Genomic DNA, 18,866 nt, shown 5'->3' with positions numbered 1-18,866 from the left:
CGAAAATCACACCACTGACGGAGAAAAAACATGACCATTTCCCTGCATACCCAGACTAGCGCCCCTAACACCGCAGCGGCGACCAGCGTATCCCCGCTGGAGCAGTCAGGCTCCTCAAAAACGAAATTTTCTAAAGCCAAAACCGATATTTATCAGACTGTCACCAACAACATCATTGCAACGCTTGAAGCCGGTGTAAAACCGTGGTCTTGCCCGTGGAAACGAGTGCCGGGCATGTCTGGGTTGCCTTCCAACTTCGCAACCGGTATCGCGTATAGCGGAATGAATATCATGCTGTTGTGGTGCAGCGCGTCAAAACAGGGCTTTGGTGATTCACGCTGGATGACCTACAAACAGGCGCAGGCAATAGGCGGGCAGGTTCGAAAAGGTGAACACGGTACGGCAGCCATTTTCTATAAAACCTTAGAGAAAGAAAACGAAGACGGTGACATCGACCAGATCCCAATGCTGAAAACCTTCAATGTGTTCAACGTTGAACAAATTGATGGCCTTCCTCTGACAACTGAAATAGTCAGCCCAGAAGCAATCTTTGACCCGTTGCCGGAGGCTGAAAATCTGTTCCAAAAGAGTGGCGCAAACATCATTGAGAAAGGACAAAATGCCTTTTTCCAACCCTCAACTGATGAGGTCTGGCTACCAGAGCGTCACCTTTTTTCCGCTGCTGCTAATTTCTACGCTACTGGCCTGCATGAGCTGGTTCACTGGAGCGGTGGTAAAAAAAGGCTTAACCGTGAAATGAAAGGGAAATTTGGCAGCGCAGATTATGCGGAGGAGGAATTAGTGGCTGAGCTGGGAAGTGCTTTTCTGATGGCGGATTTGGGTATTGTTGGAGAGGTGCAGCACGAAAGCTATATTGCTTCTTGGCTGAAAGCACTGAAAAACGATAAGCGCTATGTTTTCAAAGCTGCTAGTGAGGCATCAAAAGCGCATCGTTATTTAATGGATAAAGCCTGAGGGCAGGGGCAAGAAGTCGCAAAGGAATGTGGCTTTGACAATATATTCTTGTGGGCAGAGTCGTGGTGGTGTTAAAGGTATAACCTCCCTACGAATTTTTCGTGGCACAGTGTGTCAGGAAAAATTCGCAGGCTGCGGGGGCGGGCGGCAAAGAGCCCGCTCATAACTTTAGGTGTATTGGCTCAGACTTGATCTGGCCGTGTTCTTTATTAGAACACGATTCAGCGTGACAGTCGGCAACGAGCGAGGAGCGGAAGTTCGATATTGTTATCAAAATGGAATAACGCATGATGAAAAACTCAGTGCAATATAAGGCTGGTCAGCTGTATACTATTTCAACTGTAGTGCGGTAGATTTTTACTCGTACAATCAAGTGCTTGGAATCTAATATGGCTATTCGGAAAAGTATCCCAAACGAAACCAAATTGCGGCTGTTTTCGGCGTCCGCAGGTCATTGTCAGAAACCAGACTGCCTTAAGCCGCTTTTCCCAGCAGAGATAGGCGGTGATAAGCATATTGCTGAAATGGCACATGTCATTCCTCATGGTGATACTGGGCCCCGCCACGAAGAGAGACCTGCTGAGGAGTTTGAAGCAGACTCATTTGAAAACCTCATACTGCTATGTCCAACTTGCCACACCATTATCGATAAAGCGCCTGAGTCCTTTTCAAGAAGCATGATTTTAGAGTGGAAGAGCAACCATCTTGCAGCCTTAGCGCACAAGCAAGGTAATATTCGTTATGAAGATAGAAGACAAGCGAGAGAGGCTGTCGTAGCAGCTATGGATGAAAATAAGGCTATATGGAAAGAGTTCGCTCCTGTTGAAGGGGCAAGGTCTGACTTCAATCCTGAGTCTGAAACGGCCCAAATATGGTCGCAAAGGATGAAAAGTGTCATTTTACCTAATCACTTCCGCATTCAGGCGATCATAAGCATGAATTTATGCCATCTGACAGCCGAAGAGCGGGAAACCTTTGCACAATACAAAGAACATGTTCGCGGGCTTTCTGAGCGACATGTTTGTGGTGTTTCTGGAAGGGCCATTCGTTACCCTCAAGATATGGATGGGATATTTGCATGAACTGGCAAGTTAAATATGCACTTGAAAATATAAATAACCACTTTAAAAGAACAGGTTCTGCAGAACACGTTGCTGACGATGCTATCAGAATTTCTATCCACGACAGACCTGACACATTAGTTATTATTTCCGCATCATATGAGATCACTCTTGAGATAGCTAAGCAGTATCATGAAAAATTCCCTGATTTGGATTTTCTATGTGGTTACAGGAAAGAGTGTGTGTGGACAGGTGAGGCTATCAACTACTTAAGTAACGCAAAAGTAGGATGGGGTAATGCAGGTACCTTATATTCTGCCCTTTCAGACAATAATGTTAATATTGCTTCTCACAAAGATTATTTTTTCTCATATCGGCTTATAACTCAAATGGGAGTTGTAAAAAGTATAGAGAGGGAATTTGATCGCGTATTCAATATTCATTTAGCCAATGGTCGCAAGCTGAGGGTGGGAATGCTACTTGAATACGAGCCTACAGCTGATGCCGTGCGATCATTTTGGGAAAAGTTTGGTCCGGTTGATGTCATGTGGAACATTAATCCTAACGGAGATCCTACTAATAATGCCGTTGTAGCAGGGCGTGAACTTGGTTGCGGAATCATGAAATGGTCAGAATTCAAGGAATTAATTCTTCGTCGTTGATGTCGGTAAACGATGTGGCATGCCACCTTTTAAAAACGTGCAATTCATTGAAGTTTTTTGAATGTTTTATGTTTGGTTCGTCGCTTTTGGGGGTTGGCACTGATTACGATATTTTGGTTATAGGCCCTGCAGGAGAAGCATTAATCCAGCTCAAAGCAGAGCTGAAGATTGCAGGGGCTGAATTGCCGTTGGATATTTTATACATGCTTCCAAAAGAGGCGGAAGAAACCGATTTTATTGTAAAGCAAAAATGTGTATCCCTTAGCCATTTAGTGACACTGGATTCACTGGTTGTGTAACTTTAAGAATCCCCGTTTTGTTTGCAGAATTTTGAAATACAAACTTCCACTTTTGGCACAGGGCTGCTGTTGCAGCCCTGACAACCTTAGACTTCAATCGATTCAGAGATCTCTAACGCATCATCGACTTCAATGCCCAGATAACGGACTGTGCTTTCCAGTTTCTTATGACCCAACAGAAGTTGGATCACCCGGAGATTCTTGGTTTTCTTGTAGATCAGGTAAGGTTTTGTTCTTCTCATGGAATGTGTGCTGTAAAGCGAATCTTCGAGACCAAGCTTTTCTACCCACCCATGAAAGATTCGGTTGTATTGCCGGGTTGAAATGTGCTGGTTAGTTCCGACCCTAGACCGAAACAAGCAGTCTTTACTGTGCAAATTGCTAAGCTGTATCAATGCAGCAACAGCTTCTCTTGTCCCTTTGGTTATCTCAAATTGCACAGGGCTACCGGTTTTCTGTTGCAACACCGTTGCTCTGCTTGAAACAGAGCTACCATATGCAACATCAGATACTTTGAGTTTGACCAGATCACAGCCTCGAAGCTTACTGTCCAGGGCCATGTTGAACAGAGCTAAATCGCGCGTTTTACCTTCCAGTTCAAGTCGGATTCGGATACCCCAGATATGAGATATCTGAAGTGGTCTTTTTTGGCCGATGATACGGTCTTTGTTCCACGGTGACGTGTTCATACTCAAATCTCCTGCAATGTGGGAGATTTGAGTATGGTTGTCCCTTATGAGCGAAAAGCGGACGCTGGTGTTATTTAGATAAATTCGACTTCTGTGCTTGTGCACTAATCCAGGGAAGAGAAATATTGCGTCGGTGATTTACCCAGCGCTTTTCTGAACATCGTAATAAACGCACTTACCGAATCATACCCTAGAGTTCCGGCTACGCGCTGCACGGGCTGACCTTCAGACAGATGGCTTAGTGCAATCATCAAATGCAGCTGCTGACGCCAGCGGCCAAAGCTCATTCCTGTCGCCTCTTTTATCAGCCTAGCCAGAGATCGCTCGCTGATGGCCAGATGAGCAGCCCATTGCTTTAACGTTCGCCGGTCATCTGGCTCATTAAAGAGTGCCTCAGCCATAATCCGGATTTTAGGATGATCTGATACAGGAAGATGGAGTGCTTCGACCGGCACATCCGGAATATGCTCCAGCAGCACCGCTGCAAGCCTGGCGGTTTTACTGTCAGGAGAATAAGTATGTTCCTGCTCTGCAAGATACAGAACAAGCTCGCGGACCAGAGGTGTAACCGCTATGGTACAGCAAATTTCCGGCATCGCTGCTGCGCCGGGCTCGATGAATAAAAAGCACGTATCTGCATTCTTCGTGATCCGGCAACGGTGCGGGATCTCTCCCGGAACCCAGACGGCATGCCCCGGTGGAACAAGCCACAGCGCATCGTCAACCTCACAGCGCACTGCACCGCGCATAGAGAGAATAAGTTGCCCCTTGCGATGAGCGTGCGGACGCTGCCCGGCATACTCGCCTGACGATGATACATGCAGGGCGATAGCGGCCTGACTGAAATCATCGGAATTAAACTCTTCCGGTGAGGTCACCGGTTTTTTATTAACTGGCATGATTTAGCTATATGTTGTCAGATTATCTATATTCTGTAACTCATGCGTCCTTTAAAGTCTTTCTTTTTTTCAGAGAAAGCAAAACTTATGTCCCACACGACGAACAAGTGGTCTTCAATCATACTTGTGATCGGCATTCTTTTTATTGCCATTAACCTGCGTGTTCCTTTTACCGCTATCGCACCCGTTTTAGAGTCCATTCGCCATGATTTTGGGCTGAGTATCACAGCCGTTGGGTTGCTTAACTCGCTGCCTTTACTGGCCTTTGCCGCCTTTTCTCCACTGAGCGCATCGATTTCCCGCAAGTATGGCCTGGAACGCACCCTTTTTGGTGCCCTGGTCGTGATTTCAGCGGGGATTGTGCTTCGCTCAACAGACAGCGTCTGGGCGCTTTATGGCGGAACAGTATTAATTGGTATCGGGATTGCCCTGGGCAATGTCCTGCTGCCTGGCCTGATTAAACGTGACTTTTCCGGAAACGTGGCTTCCGTGACGGGAGCATATTCCATCACCATGGGCACCGCTGGCGCCATCGGCTCTACCATTGTCATTCCTCTGACGCAGAGCTGGGGCTGGAACATCGCGTTAGCCATGTTGGTTATTGCACCGCTCCTTGCGATGCTTTTATGGTTGCCGCAGTTGAAGAAAAAGCATCAATTGCCAGTAGCAGGTGAGAAAAAAGCAGCGACCGTTGCGGTCTGGCGCTCGTCTCTGGCGTGGCAGGTCACCATGTTTATGGGCTTGAATGCGATGCCCTTTTATGTTGCGGTCGGCTGGCTGCCAGTCATTCTGACAGGCAGTGGGCTATCCTCAGCTCAGGCTGGTGAGGTACATGGCATCCTTCAGCTCACCACCGCTATTCCCGGCTTAATTCTGGCAGCCACGCTGCGTCGTCTTAACGATCAGAAATTAGCCGCTGCTGGTGTCAGCCTTTTAACCGCAGTATCCTTTATTGGCATCCTTTATTTGCCAAATCTGGCGATGCTGTGGGCTGCACTCCTCGGCTTCGGCTCGGGTGCCAGCATGATGCTGGGTCTGACCTTCATCGGGTTGCGCACTACAAACGCTGGTGATGCTGCCGCGCTGTCAGGCATGGCGCAGAGTATCGGTTATCTGATGGCGGCGATGGGACCGCTATTGCTGGGAAAAGTACAGGAGTTGTCCGGAGGCTGGACCGTACCATTACTGATGACCACAGCAATCTCAGTTGCAGGAGCCTGCACCGGAATGGCTGCCGGACGAGATGTACACCTGGAACCTTTACAGCAGCCGGGCTGAATGGGCTTACACAGGAGGGTACCAGCTGAACTTCTAAAGCGGATGCTTTCCATTGAGGTTCTGAAGCGTCTTAATAGTACCGGAGCCATCTGTACTATCCCGATGAGCGGATTTTTCGGTGAAAAGGCCGTTCAGGGCGAGCGCTGTCAGTAATAATATAATAAGCAAGCCTCAGGACTGTTTGGCAACGATGAATCGCTTTTCATCACCCATAAAGGCTTTTTCACTGGCGGGTGAAAGGATAGCACCGAAATTCATGTGCGCGCGGAGTTTCAATGATGGAGGAACATTCCACTCAGTGCGAATATCTTCATCGATCAGAGGATTATAATGCTGCAGATTGGCACCAATTCCTTTTTCAGCCAGCGCCAGCCAGACCGCATACTGAGCGATAGCTGTGCTGTGCCGGGAAAATGTCCGCATAGGCCGCAAACTGCTCCTGTAGTGACTTGACAACATACTGATCCTCGAAAAAAGTATTGAGCCGGCAGCCGCTGCAAACCCGTCTATTTTATCTGAGGTGCCGGAGAAACGTTCTAAAGGAACTTGAAAGCAGGCATCTTGTTACGCGCACTGTCTTTCGTGAAGTACCGCCCAAAGTCGAATATGCACTCACGGAGCTGGGAACGTCCCTCTGGCAGGCAGCAAATGAACTCAACCGGTGGGTAGAACAAAACTGTCACTTTCTGGTTAAAGACACAGATCCTTCTCTTTGATATGCCATTGTTCATTGATGAGTGCTGCGGGCTGACAGGAGCATATAGGAAGGCAGGCTGCAGGCGTCGAAAAGCGGCTTCCCCTTCTGGCTCAGAGGCAACATCGCCTGCTGCTGGTCATGAGAGAAAAGAAAAGCATTTTAACAACCAGCCCCTGCAGTTTGTTGTACCAGTACAAAAAGCACTCGTGTATCAGTCTTTGCCCGGACCATGGTCAAAGCGGGTTCCTTTGCCGATGGCATAAAACTGCCCCCCGGCGACATAGTGTATGGTTCGTAATTCGTCTGGTGCTTCATCAAATATCCAGTGCCCATTGCGAAAAACCCGATCGTCACTCCACGCCCCGGCAATTTCTCCCATGAACAGATTATGTTCCAGCTCGTATTCCGCATTTGGCATTACCTTACATACAAGCCAGCCAGCACAGCCCTCTACCAGCGGAATATCGAACTCTTTCATGTAGAACATCGGTATTTTATGATTCTTTTCAGGCCTGTCACGGTAGCTGTGCTCACCTGCGTACAAAACGGTTTCCATCTGGCTGACTACGGGTATCTGTACGGCAAACAGACCACTTTCTTCCACCAATCTACGGGTGTAAGCCTGCGGACTGATATACGCCATGACTTTATTGATCCCCACCAGACTCACCCATGCGGCGGCCATTACATTGGCATTACCATTATGTTTAGCGGAAATCATTGTAGTTGGGCCGACTTGCAATAATCGGTATGCTTTATTCAGTTCAACTGGCTGTAAAGACACAGGATTTCTCCTTCCCATAGATAAAAATGTGCCGTTAACGGCAACGGCACATTTGAGGGCGTTTTAAAACACTGATGGTCGCCCGAAAGTAATCAGGCTAATACCGTTTTATATTGTTCGACCTGAGCTGCGATTTCTTCGTCAGTTATCGTCGCGCTTCCGCCTGTAATAAACGGCTTGATGTAGTTCATACCCAGATACCCGGAGATGGTTTCAAAAGACAGCAGGTACTCGCCTACCGTATGTCCGGCAGCGCCATCAGGCTGATAGGCAGACTCTGCACCACCCAGCGAAACGGCCAGCATGAGTTGCTTACCGCGCAGCGCCTGTGTTTCTCCACCATGTGACCAGCCGTACGTCAGTACATCGTCAAGCCACTGTTTAAGAAGTGGCGGCGTGCTGTACCACTGCATAGGAAATTGCAGCACGATACGATCCGTCTTTTCCAGTGCAGCCTGTTCAGCGGCCACGTCGATTTTGCCATCCGGATACAGGTCATACAGATAACGCACTTCAACGTCGGTCAGTGATGCTGCACCTTTTGCCAGGGCTGAGTTTACCCGTGACTGATTAATGTTGGGGTGGGTAACAAATACAGTTGTTTTCATGTCGATCTCTTATTCTTCAGAAGAATGTTTCGTCAATTTCAAGCCGGGATAAAGCTTCATTGATATCATTTAATTCAGCGTCACTGAGCTGAATATTTGCGGCGTGAAAATTCTCTTCGAGCCGGTGTAATTTCGTTGTTCCCGGGATCGGTACGATGTAAGGCTTCTGAGCCAGCTCCCAGGCAAGAACAATCTGTGCTGAAGTTGCGTTGTTTCTTTCCGCGATTTGAGCAATCAAATCCAGTAGCGCCTGGTTATTTTCCATTACTTCAGGTTTGAAGCGCCCCATCATGCCCCGGTAATCGCCTTCCCCGTAAGTTGTATCAGCGGTAACCTGACCACTCAGGAATCCATTACCCAGCGGGCTGTAGGCCATAAAGCCAATATCAAGTTCATCGCAGACTTTGAACAAATCCTGCTCAGGTTTACGCCACATCATTGAATACTGGTCTTCGACCGCGGTGACCGGGCAGATCGCATGAGCCCGGCGTATGTAAGATACGGGCGCATTGGATAAGCCCCAGTACTTAATTTTCCCCTCCGCGATTAGCTCTTTCATTAATCCCGCCACCACTTCCGGCTCAACTTTTGGATCGACACGATGCTGATAAAACAGGTCGATATGGTCGGTTTGCAGACGACTGAGTGAACCTTCCAGTTGCTCTCTGACAGACGCCGGACGGCTGTCTAATACCGGCACCAGCTGTCCATCAATGTTTTCCATTCCGGTCACGCCGAATTTGGTCGCGATGATAACGTTGTCCCTGTGTTTGCTGAGCGCAACACCCAGCAGTTCTTCGTTTTCAAATCCGTAAATGGGGGCAGTGTCGAAAAGGTTGCAGCCCAGTTCTACAGCCTTGTCTATCAGCTTTGTTCGCTCACGGATTTCAACTGAATAGCCGTAGCCATGGTCCATGCCCATACACCCCAGCCCCATTTCCGAGACATGAAGTCCCTGGCTACCTAACCTTCTCATTTTCATGATTATCTAACCCTTTTTTAAAGCATTTCTGATTCTGAGACGTTAAGTATACGGCTGGATTTGTTGCTGAAAAATTGTTAATTTAGAAAGTCAGAATTGCTAAAATCACAATAATGATGAATAAACTTGATGCGCTGAAATTTTTTGTTGCCGCTGCAGAAACGATGAACTTTCGTGAAGCAGCAGTCAGACTGGCCATTTCCCCTTCAGTGGTGACGCGGACTATTGCCGAACTGGAAAATCAGCTCGGCGAGCCACTTTTTAAGCGGAATACCCGATCAATTGTGCTGACCAGCTTTGGTGAGCTTTTCCTGCCGAAGGCCATGCGGCTACTTGAAGATTCAGAGGCCCTTTTTCAGACGGCCCGAGATGACAATGACATGAAGGGCGTTGTGAGGATCACGTTATTCCGGTTTCCCGGCCACGAGCAGGTGTTATATGAGCTTCTTACCTCCCTCGATCCTTATCCTGAGCTGTTTATAGACTGGCGGTTAGACATGATGAAGCTGGATACTGTTCAGAACCGCATTGACATGGGGATCCGTATAGAGCGGGAGCCAAACCCGAATTTTATCGTCAGGCCCATTACGCTGGTTCATCACGCGCTGATGACATCACCCGGGCTCATTGAGAAGCTGGGCGCGCCGAAAAATTTCGACGATCTGCGCCAGCGCTACCCTTTCAGTGGCCTGCTGAATCCTGAAACCGGAAAAGTATTCGAATATATGCTCGATGGCGTTGATACTTTTGTACCGCGCCATCTGGAGTTTTTTACCACCGACTCCCAGTCGGAGATCCAGGCTGCGTTAGCCGGTAAAGCTGTCATTCAGTCGAGTAATCTGGCCTGCAGGGAATACCTTGAAGACGGCAGGCTGGTCAATGTCCTGCCCGAACTGAAACTGGAAACCTGGCAGCTTTATCTTTACAGGCCCTATCAGACCCTGGTACCGCAGCGCATCAGGACCGTTTTTCACATCCTTGAAAGTATTTTACTCAGACACTTCAGTTGAAAGCGGGCCCGGATATTGCTGGCGCTCTTAGCTGGCATCCTCCATAAACCGGAGATGTGAATTATTGAGTAGTGCCTTTCTCCGGGAAGTCGCTGCTCCGGGAGGATCTTACCCGCAGAAACAAAGTCTGCCGCTCGTTCAGGGGCCCTGAATACTGGCGACTTTTAATGTGCAACGGGGAGCTGTGACAGGCGTATCAACTGAATATTTCACCTATCCAGTCTGCAAATGCACGTACAGCAGGGGAAAGAAAACGTTGATGAGGATAAAGTAGCGTGACAGGAACAGACGGCGGCTGCCAGTCGGCCAGAACTTCAACCAACGTTCCTTTCTCCAGGTGTTCTGCTACAACATTTTCAGCAAGCTGCGCCAGTCCGAACCCTTCAAGGCACATTTTTATATAAAGCCCCGTCTCGTTGACGGCTGCCTGCCCACTGACGGATACGGACAGCGTTTCTGTTCCCTTTACAAAACGCAATTCGTCTGTACGCCGGCTTTGTCCGGAAAAATAATGAATAGCCCGATGATGAGACAGATCTTCAGGTGACTGCGGAATACCGTACTCCCTGAGATAGTCGGGAGAGGCGCAGGTTATCCAGCGAAATTCTCCGAGCGGACGAGCTACAAGCGTGGAGTTAAGTAACTCTCCGGTTCTGATCACGCAGTCTACACCCTCCTGAACCAGGTCAACCTGCCGGTCGCTGACGCCGGTCATCAGGTAAATGTCAGGATAACGGCTGTAGAACTCTTTCAGGTTTGGCATGACGATGAAGTGCGCTATACCGCCGGGCATATCAACGCGTAAACGGCCACGGGGGCGCCTGTTCAAATCGGCCAGACTGGCTTCCGTATGTTCAACTAAGGCCAGAATTTCCCGGCACTGCGCCAGATACTGCAGACCTTCCGGAGTAAGGCTGACACGTCTTGTGGTCCGGTTCAGCAGACGCACCTGCAGATATTTCTCCAGGTTTTTGATGGTGCTGGTAACAGTAGAAGAAGGCAGGGAAAGTGTTTCCGCGGCCCGGACGAAGCTTCCGGCCTCAGCCACCCTTATAAAAACCTGCATAGCCTGAATACGATCCACCTGACTGCACTCCTGAATAGCATGTAACGGTGATAATGCTCATTATTCGTAAATTCTGAATGATGAAAACAAGTTAGTCATCTTTTTCAGTTTAAAAAGGAGGCGTATTGTTTCCATTCTGAACCTGAAAGAGACACTTAAAATGACCGATTACATCAGAAATATTGTTAATAATCAGACGGAAAATGCGCCGGTAACCCTGATCCGCGGTGCAACCATACTGAGTATGGATGAGAATGTTGGTAACCATGAACGTGGCGATATTCTTGTCACAGGTTCAACCATCACCGCAATCGGCAAGGACCTGAACGCCGAGGGTGCTCAAGTCATTGATGCCACAAATATGATTGCCATGCCGGGGATGGTCGATTCTCATCGTCACGCCTGGGAAGGTCAGCTGCGCCGCATCAACCCCAACGCCACCTGTCTGGACGACTACAGCAATGCCACGCATTTCTCGTTCGCGAAATATTACCGGCCTGCCGATATCTATGTTGGCAACCTGCTGACGGCGCTGGGCGCGATTGATGCGGGTATCACTACCATGATCGATAACTCGCACAACAGCCGTACCGCAGCGCATTCAGACGCCGCCGTTGAAGCCCTGCTTGATGCCGGTATTCGCGCTATTCATGCGTCCGGTGCGCCGGTAGCAGGCGAATGGGATAAAGCGCACTGGCCTGGCAACTGGCAGCGTCTGCAGGAAAAATATTTCAGGGATAATCCTGATAGTCTTGTGACGCTCGGCGTCATGGCCCAGCTGGAGCCGGAATTGTGGGCCGAGGCCCGCAGGCTGGGGCTGCCAATCGTGACCGAGTTCTTTGGTGCTGAGATGGCCTCCGAGCTTGAATCGCTGCATCAGCAGGGCCTGTTGGGTCCGGACAATATCTTTAACCACTGTACCGCGCTGCCTGATGAGGGCTGGGAAATCCTGCGTGAAGCCGGCGTGCGGGTAAACGTCTGCCCGCGCTCAGATTCGCACTACGGTATTGAAAGCGGGATGTTTGCTATTGAGGCTGCGCAGCGTCATGGCATTACACCGGGTCTGAGCGTGGATAACGAAACGTCTTACAGCACCGACATGTTTATGGAAATGCGCGTGGCGTTTTATCTGCAGCGCGTAATGGGTATGCATAAGCAGCACTGCTGTGATTCAGATCATTCTTTGACAACGATCCCGGCAGCGCAGCTGCTTAAATCGGCAACGGTCGATGGTGCATTTTGTGCCGGTCTGCAGGATAAAGTAGGCAGCCTGACGCCGGGCAAACAGGCCGATCTGATCCTGATTAACGCGGCTGACCTCAACCTTTACCCGAACGGAAATGCATTCGGAACGGTGGTACATGCAGCTGAACGCAGCAACATCGATACCGTGATGATCGGCGGGCGCATCGTCAAGCAGAACGGCAAAGTGCTGGGTGTGGACAGTGAGCGCCTTCGCGCCGCCATTGATGAGTCACGCGAGCATCTATTTGCGGCAGCAGGGTATGAGCCAGACATCTTTGCGGAAAAATTCCTGCCGCTGGTCCAGGCAAACTGACAGGGAATAACAGCATGAGCGCGATTTATTACGTAATAGCTTTTGCAGCGGGCCTGGGTATTACCCTTCAGACGACACTGAACAGTCAGCTCGCAAAAGGGCTCGGCGGAGATCCGGTCACCGCCGCGTTCTTTTCCTTTACGGCCGGGGCGTTGAGCCTCGGGATTTACTCGCTGCTACGTGGAGGGTTATTTACCTCTCTCGCTGCTATTCCTTCGCAGCCTGCGTGGAGTCTGGCGGGCGGCCTGATCGGTGCCTGTGCGTTGTTCAGCTACGTGGTGCTGGCACCGAAAATCGGTTTTTCAGCTCTGCTAGGGCTGGCAATCGTTGGGCAATTACTCTCGTCGCAAATGATTGACCATTTCGGTCTGCTGGGTGCTGTTAGGCGACCGGTTTCGCTGCTCAAACTGGGGGGCATGCTGGTCATGCTGGCAGGTCTCGCCATCATGCTTTTTGGTGACAAACTTTCAGCGCGTTTTTTGCCCTGACAGGGTGAGAATTACTCCTTACGGCGCTCTGCCATAGTGCAGATGGCCGTAAGTTTTTGGTCAGGCGATGCGAAACTTTTATATGCGGGAGAAATAACATGTTTTCAGTGGCTGCTGATGCCAGAAATTTGCTGGGAGAGTGCCCAATCTGGTGCGAGAGGACACGCAGGATTTACTGGACTGACATTGAAGGCAGCGAACTGCTTGCCCTTGAAGAAGACACCAGTGTTGTGATGCGCTGGTCCCTGCCGGAGCGCCTCGGTTCGTTTGCACTTACTGAAAATCCTGACGTTTTACTGATGGGGCTGGCATCCAGATTCGCCTTCTGCGATCTGAATACAGGTACCTTTATGCCGATAGTGGCGTCACCAGGAGGACCGGGAACACGGACAGGGGATGGTCGGTGCGACCGTGAGGGTAATTTCGTCTTCGGGACCATGGATGACGGGTACCCCGCGAAAGTCATAGGAAGATTTCACAGGCTAAATGCAGCGACACTCAGCATTGAGACTCTACCCCTGCCTGAGGTGGCCATCCCGAACAGCATCTGCTTCAGTCCGGACGGCAGCACGATGTATTACTGTGACTCGATGCAGGGCCGTATAATGTGCTGTGATTACCCCTCTATGAATAACCAGCGCGTGTTCACTGTAACAGAAGGAAAGGGGGCGCCTGACGGCTCCTGCGTGGACGCAATGGGCTATATCTGGAATGCCGAATGGGGAGGAAGCCGTGTTGTACGTTATCGTCCGGACGGAACGACGGACCGTATACTGCCCTCTCCAGGAATTCAGAGCACTTGTCCGACACTCGCGGGAGAAGCATTCACAACGCTGTATTGTACCAGTGCCAGCGTGGGTCTTTCTGTGCCGTCAAGGCATGATGGAGCGCTGCTGAGAGCGAAATCAGCCGTATTCCCCGGTTTACCGGAGAGCCGGTTTTCAGCGCACACAGCATAACCGCTTTGCTATCAGTGCCAACAGGGGGAACAGAGTCTTTCTCATCACCGTATTCGGATAGGCAGGAGAAAGACTCTGGTATTTATTACAGCAGCTTAAATACGTTTATAGCGAGCTGCCCGGGGCCAGGTTTGCATTAATCCAGGCTGCCACATCGGTGACCCGAATGTTATGGCGTTCATTGAATGTCTGCTTTTTATCCCATGCAACTCCCCGCCCCTGCGCAAAAACGGCACGATACTTAGACATCATGTCTTGTGGGTTGAGCGCCAGTTTATCTATCAGATATTCTTCGCTCCATACCGTGCAGTCGAAAGGGCGGCCAAGCGCTGATTGCAGCTTATCTGCAACCTCTGCGTAGGTCAGTGTATCACCGGCGATATACACAATTTCATTACGGATGCGAGGAGTTGTAAATACGATCGCTGCCGTCAGCACCCCGATATCATCAGGTGTTGTCAGCGTCATGGTGTTGTCAATGCTGCCGAGTGCGTGAACAGTATCGTTCTGCAGATCGACCACACCGAAGTCTGGTTCGAACAAATAGCTCATGAAGATGCCGGTCGAAATGATGACCCACTCAGTTTCATGCTGGCTGCGTAGTAAATCACGCACGTCAATCTGCGCGTCGAAGATGTCTTGTGGACTGCCACGTCCGATGGCATCAAAATCGGCACCAAACTGCCATGGAAAATAGCGTGGAATTCGCGCCTGCAGGGCCGCCTGCGCCAGTTTCATTGGTGTATTTATTCCGGCCGCGTACCCCGTGCAGCCAACGACTGTGTCAAATTGCGCAAAGAGGCTGGCCAAATCGTCGACAGAACTCATGACGAGATCGCCCGTGACTATATTAATACCGAGGTTTCTGATTTCCGTGATAACTAATTTTTTTACAGGTTCATCTGACGTTACGGTACTTTCGCGCAGCAGTACGCTGATTTTCGTTCCCTCCACATCTTTTGCCCGAAGGGCAAGATTTCGCAGAACGGGGAGGCCCAGCTCACCGGCACCGAGCACGAGGATTTTCTCAGACGTAGCGTTAAGATCAGTTTTGTTCATAATCTGGCCTTACATGAATTGTTGCGCCACTCTAGCAATTCATAACAGGCTAAAAAAGAAGGTACACGTATGATACCGGGAATCTGTGAAATGGATCGGGACGAAATTCTTCAGTATTCGCAGGCTGTTTGTAAGGGTCTGAGAGACGATGATGATGGCTTGCGGCGGGAGGTACTGGCTCATGCAGGCAGTCGATGGTCACTGGGTATCGTCAACACGCTTGGCGTTTATGGCAGACTACGTCACGCCGAAATTGGCAGGCGTATGCACGGAGTGACTCAGCGCATGCTGACACGTACATTACGACAGCTTGAGCGCGACGGACTGGTTATTCGCCATGATTTCAGTGAAATCCCGCCACGAGTCGAATACGAGCTGTCCGATACAGGTATGGAGTTACTTGTGCGAATGATCCCGCTGTGGACCTGGATTGTCGATAATGCTGATCGCTTTCGTGAAGACCGGTTGAGATATGAAAAAAATAACAATAACCCAAGGGCGTAACTGGCTATGAATATAAATATCACTTTTTGTGATTTGTAGATAATACAAGTGTTTGAATTGATGAGCCTTTCGATATGTATGTATACAGTAGTCATCCGGAGACAGAACCGATTTCACCAAGCTTGGTCGGGATGGTGTAATTACAGAGGATTATATTTTACGTATGTCTGACATCAATGTTAGTCTGTACATATTTCAAATGGGTGTTAAAGCGAATTTTATTTTTTGCTACCATTAATTCGGCCTTGAAAATTATCTGACAGGATGGCCTACCCTTTCAGAATTATAGATGGGCTGGTGAAACAATATTTAAAAACTGGTGTTTTTTTATGATTTCTAAAGAAAACAATGAAATATCTTCTAATTATCATGATCTTCCTGGTTATGTTCATGGGGCGAAAATTATCCAAGTCGCCTTGACTAAAACCCCTATAGATAATATTAGTGATGTGGTTTATGAGACAGTAAAAAAAACTCGTTCTGTCAGGCAATTGCATATGTCTTTTCTTGTTCCTCGTACCAACATTTTGAAACCAGGTATCATTTATTTTCCTGGGGGTGGGTTTATGACCGCTGAACACAACAAATTTGTGGAGATGCGCATGGCTTTAGCGGAGGCTGGCTTTGTTGTTGCAGCGGCAGAATACAGGACAATTCCTGATACTTTCCCTGCGCCAGTGATAGATGCTAAAGCAGCAGTAAGATACCTTCGTCAACATGCCCATGATTATGGCATTGACCCCTCACGAATTGGTGTAATTGGCGATTCTGCTGGAGGCTGGCTGGCGCAGATGCTTGGTACCACTAATGGCGATAAGTCATTCGATCACGGCGATTTTCTCAGCCAGTCCGCTGATGTGCAGGCTGTCGCTACGCTTTACGGAATATCAGATCTGCGTAACATAGGTGACGGTTTTCCGGATCTCCGACAAAAAGTGCATCAGTCTCCTGCAGTCACGGAGTCACTGCTAATTAATGGTGTGGCTTTCAAGAATTTTGCAGGTGCCTCAATCAGTTCTGTACCTGAAAAAGCGATAAATGCAAGCCCCATAGGGCGTCTCAAGGGATGTAAACCTCCGTTCCTAATAATGCATGGAAGTAAGGATACATTAGTATCACCTAAACAGAGCGCAACGCTTTACAAAGCCCTTTTGGAATCGGGAAACAAAGCGGACTACGTCCTTATCGAAGGCGCAGAACACGGTGATGATCACTGGTATCAACCCGTTGTCATAAATAGGGTTGTTGACTGGTTCCGCGTGCATCTTTGTCCTGAAAATATATGACGACTGACGCTTTGCTGAATCACTCAGACTGTTTGGTAGCAACGTCCGCTTTTGGCACAAAGCTGTCTGTCAAGTTAGGTTATGGCCTTGAGCCATAAAAATGTTAGCTCAAATCTTCGCTAACATTTTTAGAGGCATTTTACCCGAATTCAATTGTCAATGTGTATTCCTGCATCACCAGAACGAGCTGCGGTACTCCGTGCTGCCGCAATACGCCCGCGAGCAATTTCCACATAATCCGCTTCCCGCTCAATACCGATGAAACAGAAACCTTCCATCGCCGCAGCTTTGCCGGTGCTTCCACTCCCCATAAAGGGATCAAGTACAGTGCCGCCTGGAGGGGTAACCAGGCGGCAGAGGTAACGCATCAGTTCGGTGGGCTTTACACACATATGATTGTTACGCTCACCACGATCTTTTTTGCTGGCTTTCGCACAATAAAAAAACCGACTGGCGCTGCTAATTTCTGCCTGTTGAGGAGTATCCGGGAACATAGCAAGTACTTCATCACTGCCATCATGGATAAGATTGGCAGGCCATCGGCCATCGGGGTTTCCTTGCCTGGCGATACCCCCGTCACCTTTATTTCTGCCTCGCCACATGTGGTTAGGATCGGAACCTCCCGGTCCATTTGGATAATCATAGGGGGATTCCCCCTCTGCCAGAGGGATCCTGCATTCTCTGACATTCAGAACGCCGGTACCATAAACGAGAACGTTCGATGCCATGGATCCCCTGAATGGCTTACGGGCAAGGGTAATAGGCTCCAGAGCCGGTTTCAACGCGTTATGAGATTTAGGAAAACCCGAGCCGTATACCCATCCCAGCATTCCGTCATGTCCGAATGCCGCATCCAGCAATTTGAGCTGATCCGACGATAAACTTTCAATGAGGACCTGAGCAGCAGTGCTGGTCTCGTAGAGAAATACGATCATGTCACGTATTTCAAATCCTGCATCCTCAATACGCGCTGCCATCCTGTGTTGAGTACGGGATCCCGCGAAGGACAGCAGATGACCACCGGGTTTAAGTAAGCGCAGACATTCTTCCCAGATGGCTTGTGAAGGAACATCATAGTCCCATGCCTTACCCATGAATTTAATACCATAGGGCGGGTCGGTCACGATGCTGTCCACCGAGTTGCCCGGCATACTGCGCAGTACGTCAAGGCAGTCGCCATGGGTCAGAACGTCATGCATGGTATTCCCTCCCGTCATCGCCATGAGCTGATGAAGAAGGGGCTTCCTGTTTATCATTGATACTCTCTTCCAGTTCATCAATTGTGCGGAACAGAAACATCTCGCGGTTTTTCGCATCAAACGGAACGGGCACAATGTTTCTCATCACCGTCCTGATGCTGGCAAACAGCCTGATCAGCGACTCCTTGGTTTTATCATCCGGCATCACATACATCGCATAGTGCCAGCGCCCGGCGTCGCTGGCGGCCAGATGACTGTTAATGATGCTGAGGTAACGGGCACGTGTTTTCATCGTTCGCTCTGTTTCCACCGCAACGATGGCGCCGCTGCTTAAGGTAATAATGCCGTCTGGTCGGTGTCGGACACCCGGATATCGCGCTATAAACTCTCCCCGATCGCCGTTAAGCCAGCCCGTACCGCCTTTTTCCTCTAGTGCGATCCTGACCCGCTGGTTTAACAGGCGATGCTCCAGCGTCCAGTGTCTGAGTTTGCCCGGCTCAAAATAGGCAGGGAAAACCTTGTCATTAGCGCTAACCACCATTGCCAGTCCCTGCATGGTGATCCCCCACAATGATTTTTTTCCGGTCAATACCGGGTATTTATGTTTATTCAAGAAGCCCATCGCAACCGCTTTATTAAGCAGGTTATACATCGCATGGTTATGTTTCCCTTTATAGCCGACAACTTTTTTTAAGGTCCGGAAATCAGAAAATGTTTCTTCTTTGAGAAAATACAACAATGCCCGCATTCTCTTTTTTGCGGTTTCATTTCTTTCAGCAACGTTATGAATAAGCATAGATAGC

Annotated in this window: 22 protein-coding genes; 12 read left to right on the top strand and 10 right to left on the bottom strand. The window is 49.3% G+C overall.

All coding sequences use genetic code 11. The annotated features are described in order from the left end of the window. Window positions 1-30: 30 nt before the first annotated feature. The 4 genes from ABIE11_RS05810 to ABIE11_RS05795 all read left to right on the top strand — a co-directional run bounded on the left by ABIE11_RS05810 (window position 31) and on the right by ABIE11_RS05795 (window position 2,997). The gene (locus ABIE11_RS05810) at window positions 31-975 is read left to right on the top strand and encodes an ArdC family protein (protein WP_032754888.1); all 945 of its coding nucleotides are present in this window, start codon (window positions 31-33) and stop codon (window positions 973-975) included. A 389-nt stretch (window positions 976-1,364) separates the two neighbouring features. Next, window positions 1,365-2,057 carry an HNH endonuclease signature motif containing protein gene (locus tag ABIE11_RS05805; RefSeq protein ID WP_032754885.1) on the top strand — a complete coding sequence of 231 codons (693 nt, stop codon included), beginning with the start codon at window positions 1,365-1,367 and terminating at the stop codon, window positions 2,055-2,057. Continuing rightward, window positions 2,054-2,698, top strand: a complete 645-nt coding sequence (locus tag ABIE11_RS05800) for a hypothetical protein (protein ID WP_032754882.1) — start codon at window positions 2,054-2,056, stop codon at window positions 2,696-2,698. Before ABIE11_RS05805 ends, ABIE11_RS05800 begins: the two co-directional genes overlap by 4 nt. Further along, window positions 2,662-2,997, top strand: coding sequence for a hypothetical protein (locus ABIE11_RS05795; protein WP_429184109.1), 336 nt, complete (start codon window positions 2,662-2,664; stop codon window positions 2,995-2,997). Before ABIE11_RS05800 ends, ABIE11_RS05795 begins: the two co-directional genes overlap by 37 nt. Window positions 2,998-3,083: 86 nt before the next feature. On the opposite strand, the gene ABIE11_RS05790 is transcribed toward ABIE11_RS05795, so the two are convergent. Further along, window positions 3,084-3,686: a site-specific integrase gene (locus ABIE11_RS05790; protein ID WP_032754877.1), complete on the bottom strand. Its 603-nt coding sequence runs from the start codon at window positions 3,684-3,686 to the stop codon at window positions 3,084-3,086. A gap of 104 nt (window positions 3,687-3,790) precedes the next feature. Further along, window positions 3,791-4,585, bottom strand: coding sequence for an AraC family transcriptional regulator (locus ABIE11_RS05785; RefSeq protein ID WP_116403510.1), 795 nt, complete (start codon window positions 4,583-4,585; stop codon window positions 3,791-3,793). Window positions 4,586-4,672: 87 nt separating this feature from the next. On the opposite strand from ABIE11_RS05785, the gene ABIE11_RS05780 reads away from it, so the two are divergent. Further along, a complete protein-coding gene (locus ABIE11_RS05780; protein WP_004136868.1) occupies window positions 4,673-5,863 on the top strand; it encodes a CynX/NimT family MFS transporter in 1,191 nt (396 codons plus the stop codon). A 171-nt stretch (window positions 5,864-6,034) separates the two neighbouring features. Here ABIE11_RS05780 and ABIE11_RS05775 read toward each other — a convergent pair whose 3' ends face one another. Beyond that, on the bottom strand, window positions 6,035-6,373 hold the full coding sequence (locus ABIE11_RS05775; protein WP_323092569.1) for a nitroreductase family protein: 339 nt from the start codon (window positions 6,371-6,373) through the stop codon (window positions 6,035-6,037). On the opposite strand from ABIE11_RS05775, the gene ABIE11_RS05770 reads away from it, so the two are divergent. After that, complete coding sequence (locus ABIE11_RS05770) at window positions 6,343-6,579, top strand: winged helix-turn-helix transcriptional regulator (RefSeq protein ID WP_072123626.1); 237 nt, start codon at window positions 6,343-6,345, stop codon at window positions 6,577-6,579. The two genes, ABIE11_RS05775 and ABIE11_RS05770, sit on opposite strands and share 31 nt — an antisense overlap. 192 nt (window positions 6,580-6,771) lie before the next feature. Here ABIE11_RS05770 and ABIE11_RS05765 read toward each other — a convergent pair whose 3' ends face one another. From ABIE11_RS05765 to ABIE11_RS05755, 3 genes are all read right to left on the bottom strand, one after another. Continuing rightward, a complete protein-coding gene (locus tag ABIE11_RS05765) occupies window positions 6,772-7,344 on the bottom strand; it encodes a flavin reductase family protein (RefSeq protein WP_116403511.1) in 573 nt (190 codons plus the stop codon). Window positions 7,345-7,436: 92 nt separating this feature from the next. Then, window positions 7,437-7,952: an NAD(P)H-dependent oxidoreductase gene (locus ABIE11_RS05760; protein ID WP_032754872.1), complete on the bottom strand. Its 516-nt coding sequence runs from the start codon at window positions 7,950-7,952 to the stop codon at window positions 7,437-7,439. A 16-nt stretch (window positions 7,953-7,968) separates the two neighbouring features. After that, window positions 7,969-8,934, bottom strand: a complete 966-nt coding sequence (locus tag ABIE11_RS05755; RefSeq protein WP_032754870.1) for an aldo/keto reductase — start codon at window positions 8,932-8,934, stop codon at window positions 7,969-7,971. A gap of 116 nt (window positions 8,935-9,050) precedes the next feature. On the opposite strand from ABIE11_RS05755, the gene ABIE11_RS05750 reads away from it, so the two are divergent. Continuing rightward, window positions 9,051-9,944 carry a LysR family transcriptional regulator gene (locus ABIE11_RS05750; RefSeq protein WP_032700859.1) on the top strand — a complete coding sequence of 298 codons (894 nt, stop codon included), beginning with the start codon at window positions 9,051-9,053 and terminating at the stop codon, window positions 9,942-9,944. Window positions 9,945-10,140: 196 nt separating this feature from the next. Here the strand turns inward: ABIE11_RS05750 and ABIE11_RS05745 are convergent, their stop codons facing one another. Beyond that, window positions 10,141-11,028: a LysR family transcriptional regulator gene (locus ABIE11_RS05745; protein WP_032700793.1), complete on the bottom strand. Its 888-nt coding sequence runs from the start codon at window positions 11,026-11,028 to the stop codon at window positions 10,141-10,143. Between the two features lie 142 nt (window positions 11,029-11,170). Between ABIE11_RS05745 and ABIE11_RS05740 the strand changes: the two genes are divergently transcribed. From ABIE11_RS05740 to ABIE11_RS05730, 3 genes are all read left to right on the top strand, one after another. Further along, a complete protein-coding gene (locus ABIE11_RS05740; protein ID WP_032700794.1) occupies window positions 11,171-12,568 on the top strand; it encodes an amidohydrolase family protein in 1,398 nt (465 codons plus the stop codon). Window positions 12,569-12,582: 14 nt separating this feature from the next. After that, on the top strand, window positions 12,583-13,056 hold the full coding sequence (locus ABIE11_RS05735) for a DMT family transporter (protein ID WP_046622862.1): 474 nt from the start codon (window positions 12,583-12,585) through the stop codon (window positions 13,054-13,056). Between the two features lie 98 nt (window positions 13,057-13,154). Beyond that, window positions 13,155-14,015: an SMP-30/gluconolactonase/LRE family protein gene (locus ABIE11_RS05730; protein WP_012540029.1), complete on the top strand. Its 861-nt coding sequence runs from the start codon at window positions 13,155-13,157 to the stop codon at window positions 14,013-14,015. 105 nt (window positions 14,016-14,120) lie between these two features. Here the strand turns inward: ABIE11_RS05730 and ABIE11_RS05725 are convergent, their stop codons facing one another. Further along, window positions 14,121-15,074 (bottom strand): aromatic alcohol reductase, encoded by a 954-nt coding sequence (locus ABIE11_RS05725; protein WP_032754864.1) that lies wholly within the window; start codon window positions 15,072-15,074, stop codon window positions 14,121-14,123. 69 nt (window positions 15,075-15,143) lie between these two features. Here ABIE11_RS05725 and ABIE11_RS05720 point away from each other — a divergent pair, with 69 nt between their 5' ends. After that, window positions 15,144-15,578, top strand: a complete 435-nt coding sequence (locus ABIE11_RS05720) for a winged helix-turn-helix transcriptional regulator (RefSeq protein ID WP_012539944.1) — start codon at window positions 15,144-15,146, stop codon at window positions 15,576-15,578. Window positions 15,579-15,907: 329 nt separating this feature from the next. Further along, window positions 15,908-16,864 (top strand): alpha/beta hydrolase, encoded by a 957-nt coding sequence (locus tag ABIE11_RS05715; RefSeq protein WP_012539955.1) that lies wholly within the window; start codon window positions 15,908-15,910, stop codon window positions 16,862-16,864. Between the two features lie 149 nt (window positions 16,865-17,013). Here ABIE11_RS05715 and ABIE11_RS05710 read toward each other — a convergent pair whose 3' ends face one another. Both ABIE11_RS05710 and mobC read right to left on the bottom strand, forming a co-directional pair. Beyond that, on the bottom strand, window positions 17,014-18,063 hold the full coding sequence (locus ABIE11_RS05710) for a DNA-methyltransferase (RefSeq protein WP_032755702.1): 1,050 nt from the start codon (window positions 18,061-18,063) through the stop codon (window positions 17,014-17,016). Beyond that, a complete protein-coding gene (mobC, locus tag ABIE11_RS05705) occupies window positions 18,056-18,859 on the bottom strand; it encodes a MobC family replication-relaxation protein (RefSeq protein ID WP_032754861.1) in 804 nt (267 codons plus the stop codon). Before mobC ends, ABIE11_RS05710 begins: the two co-directional genes overlap by 8 nt. Window positions 18,860-18,866: the final 7 nt, after the last annotated feature.

Source organism: Lelliottia sp. 489 (assembly GCF_050435885.1).
Taxonomy (GTDB): domain Bacteria; phylum Pseudomonadota; class Gammaproteobacteria; order Enterobacterales; family Enterobacteriaceae; genus Enterobacter; species Enterobacter nimipressuralis.
This window is presented reverse-complemented; position numbering and strand designations above follow the sequence as displayed.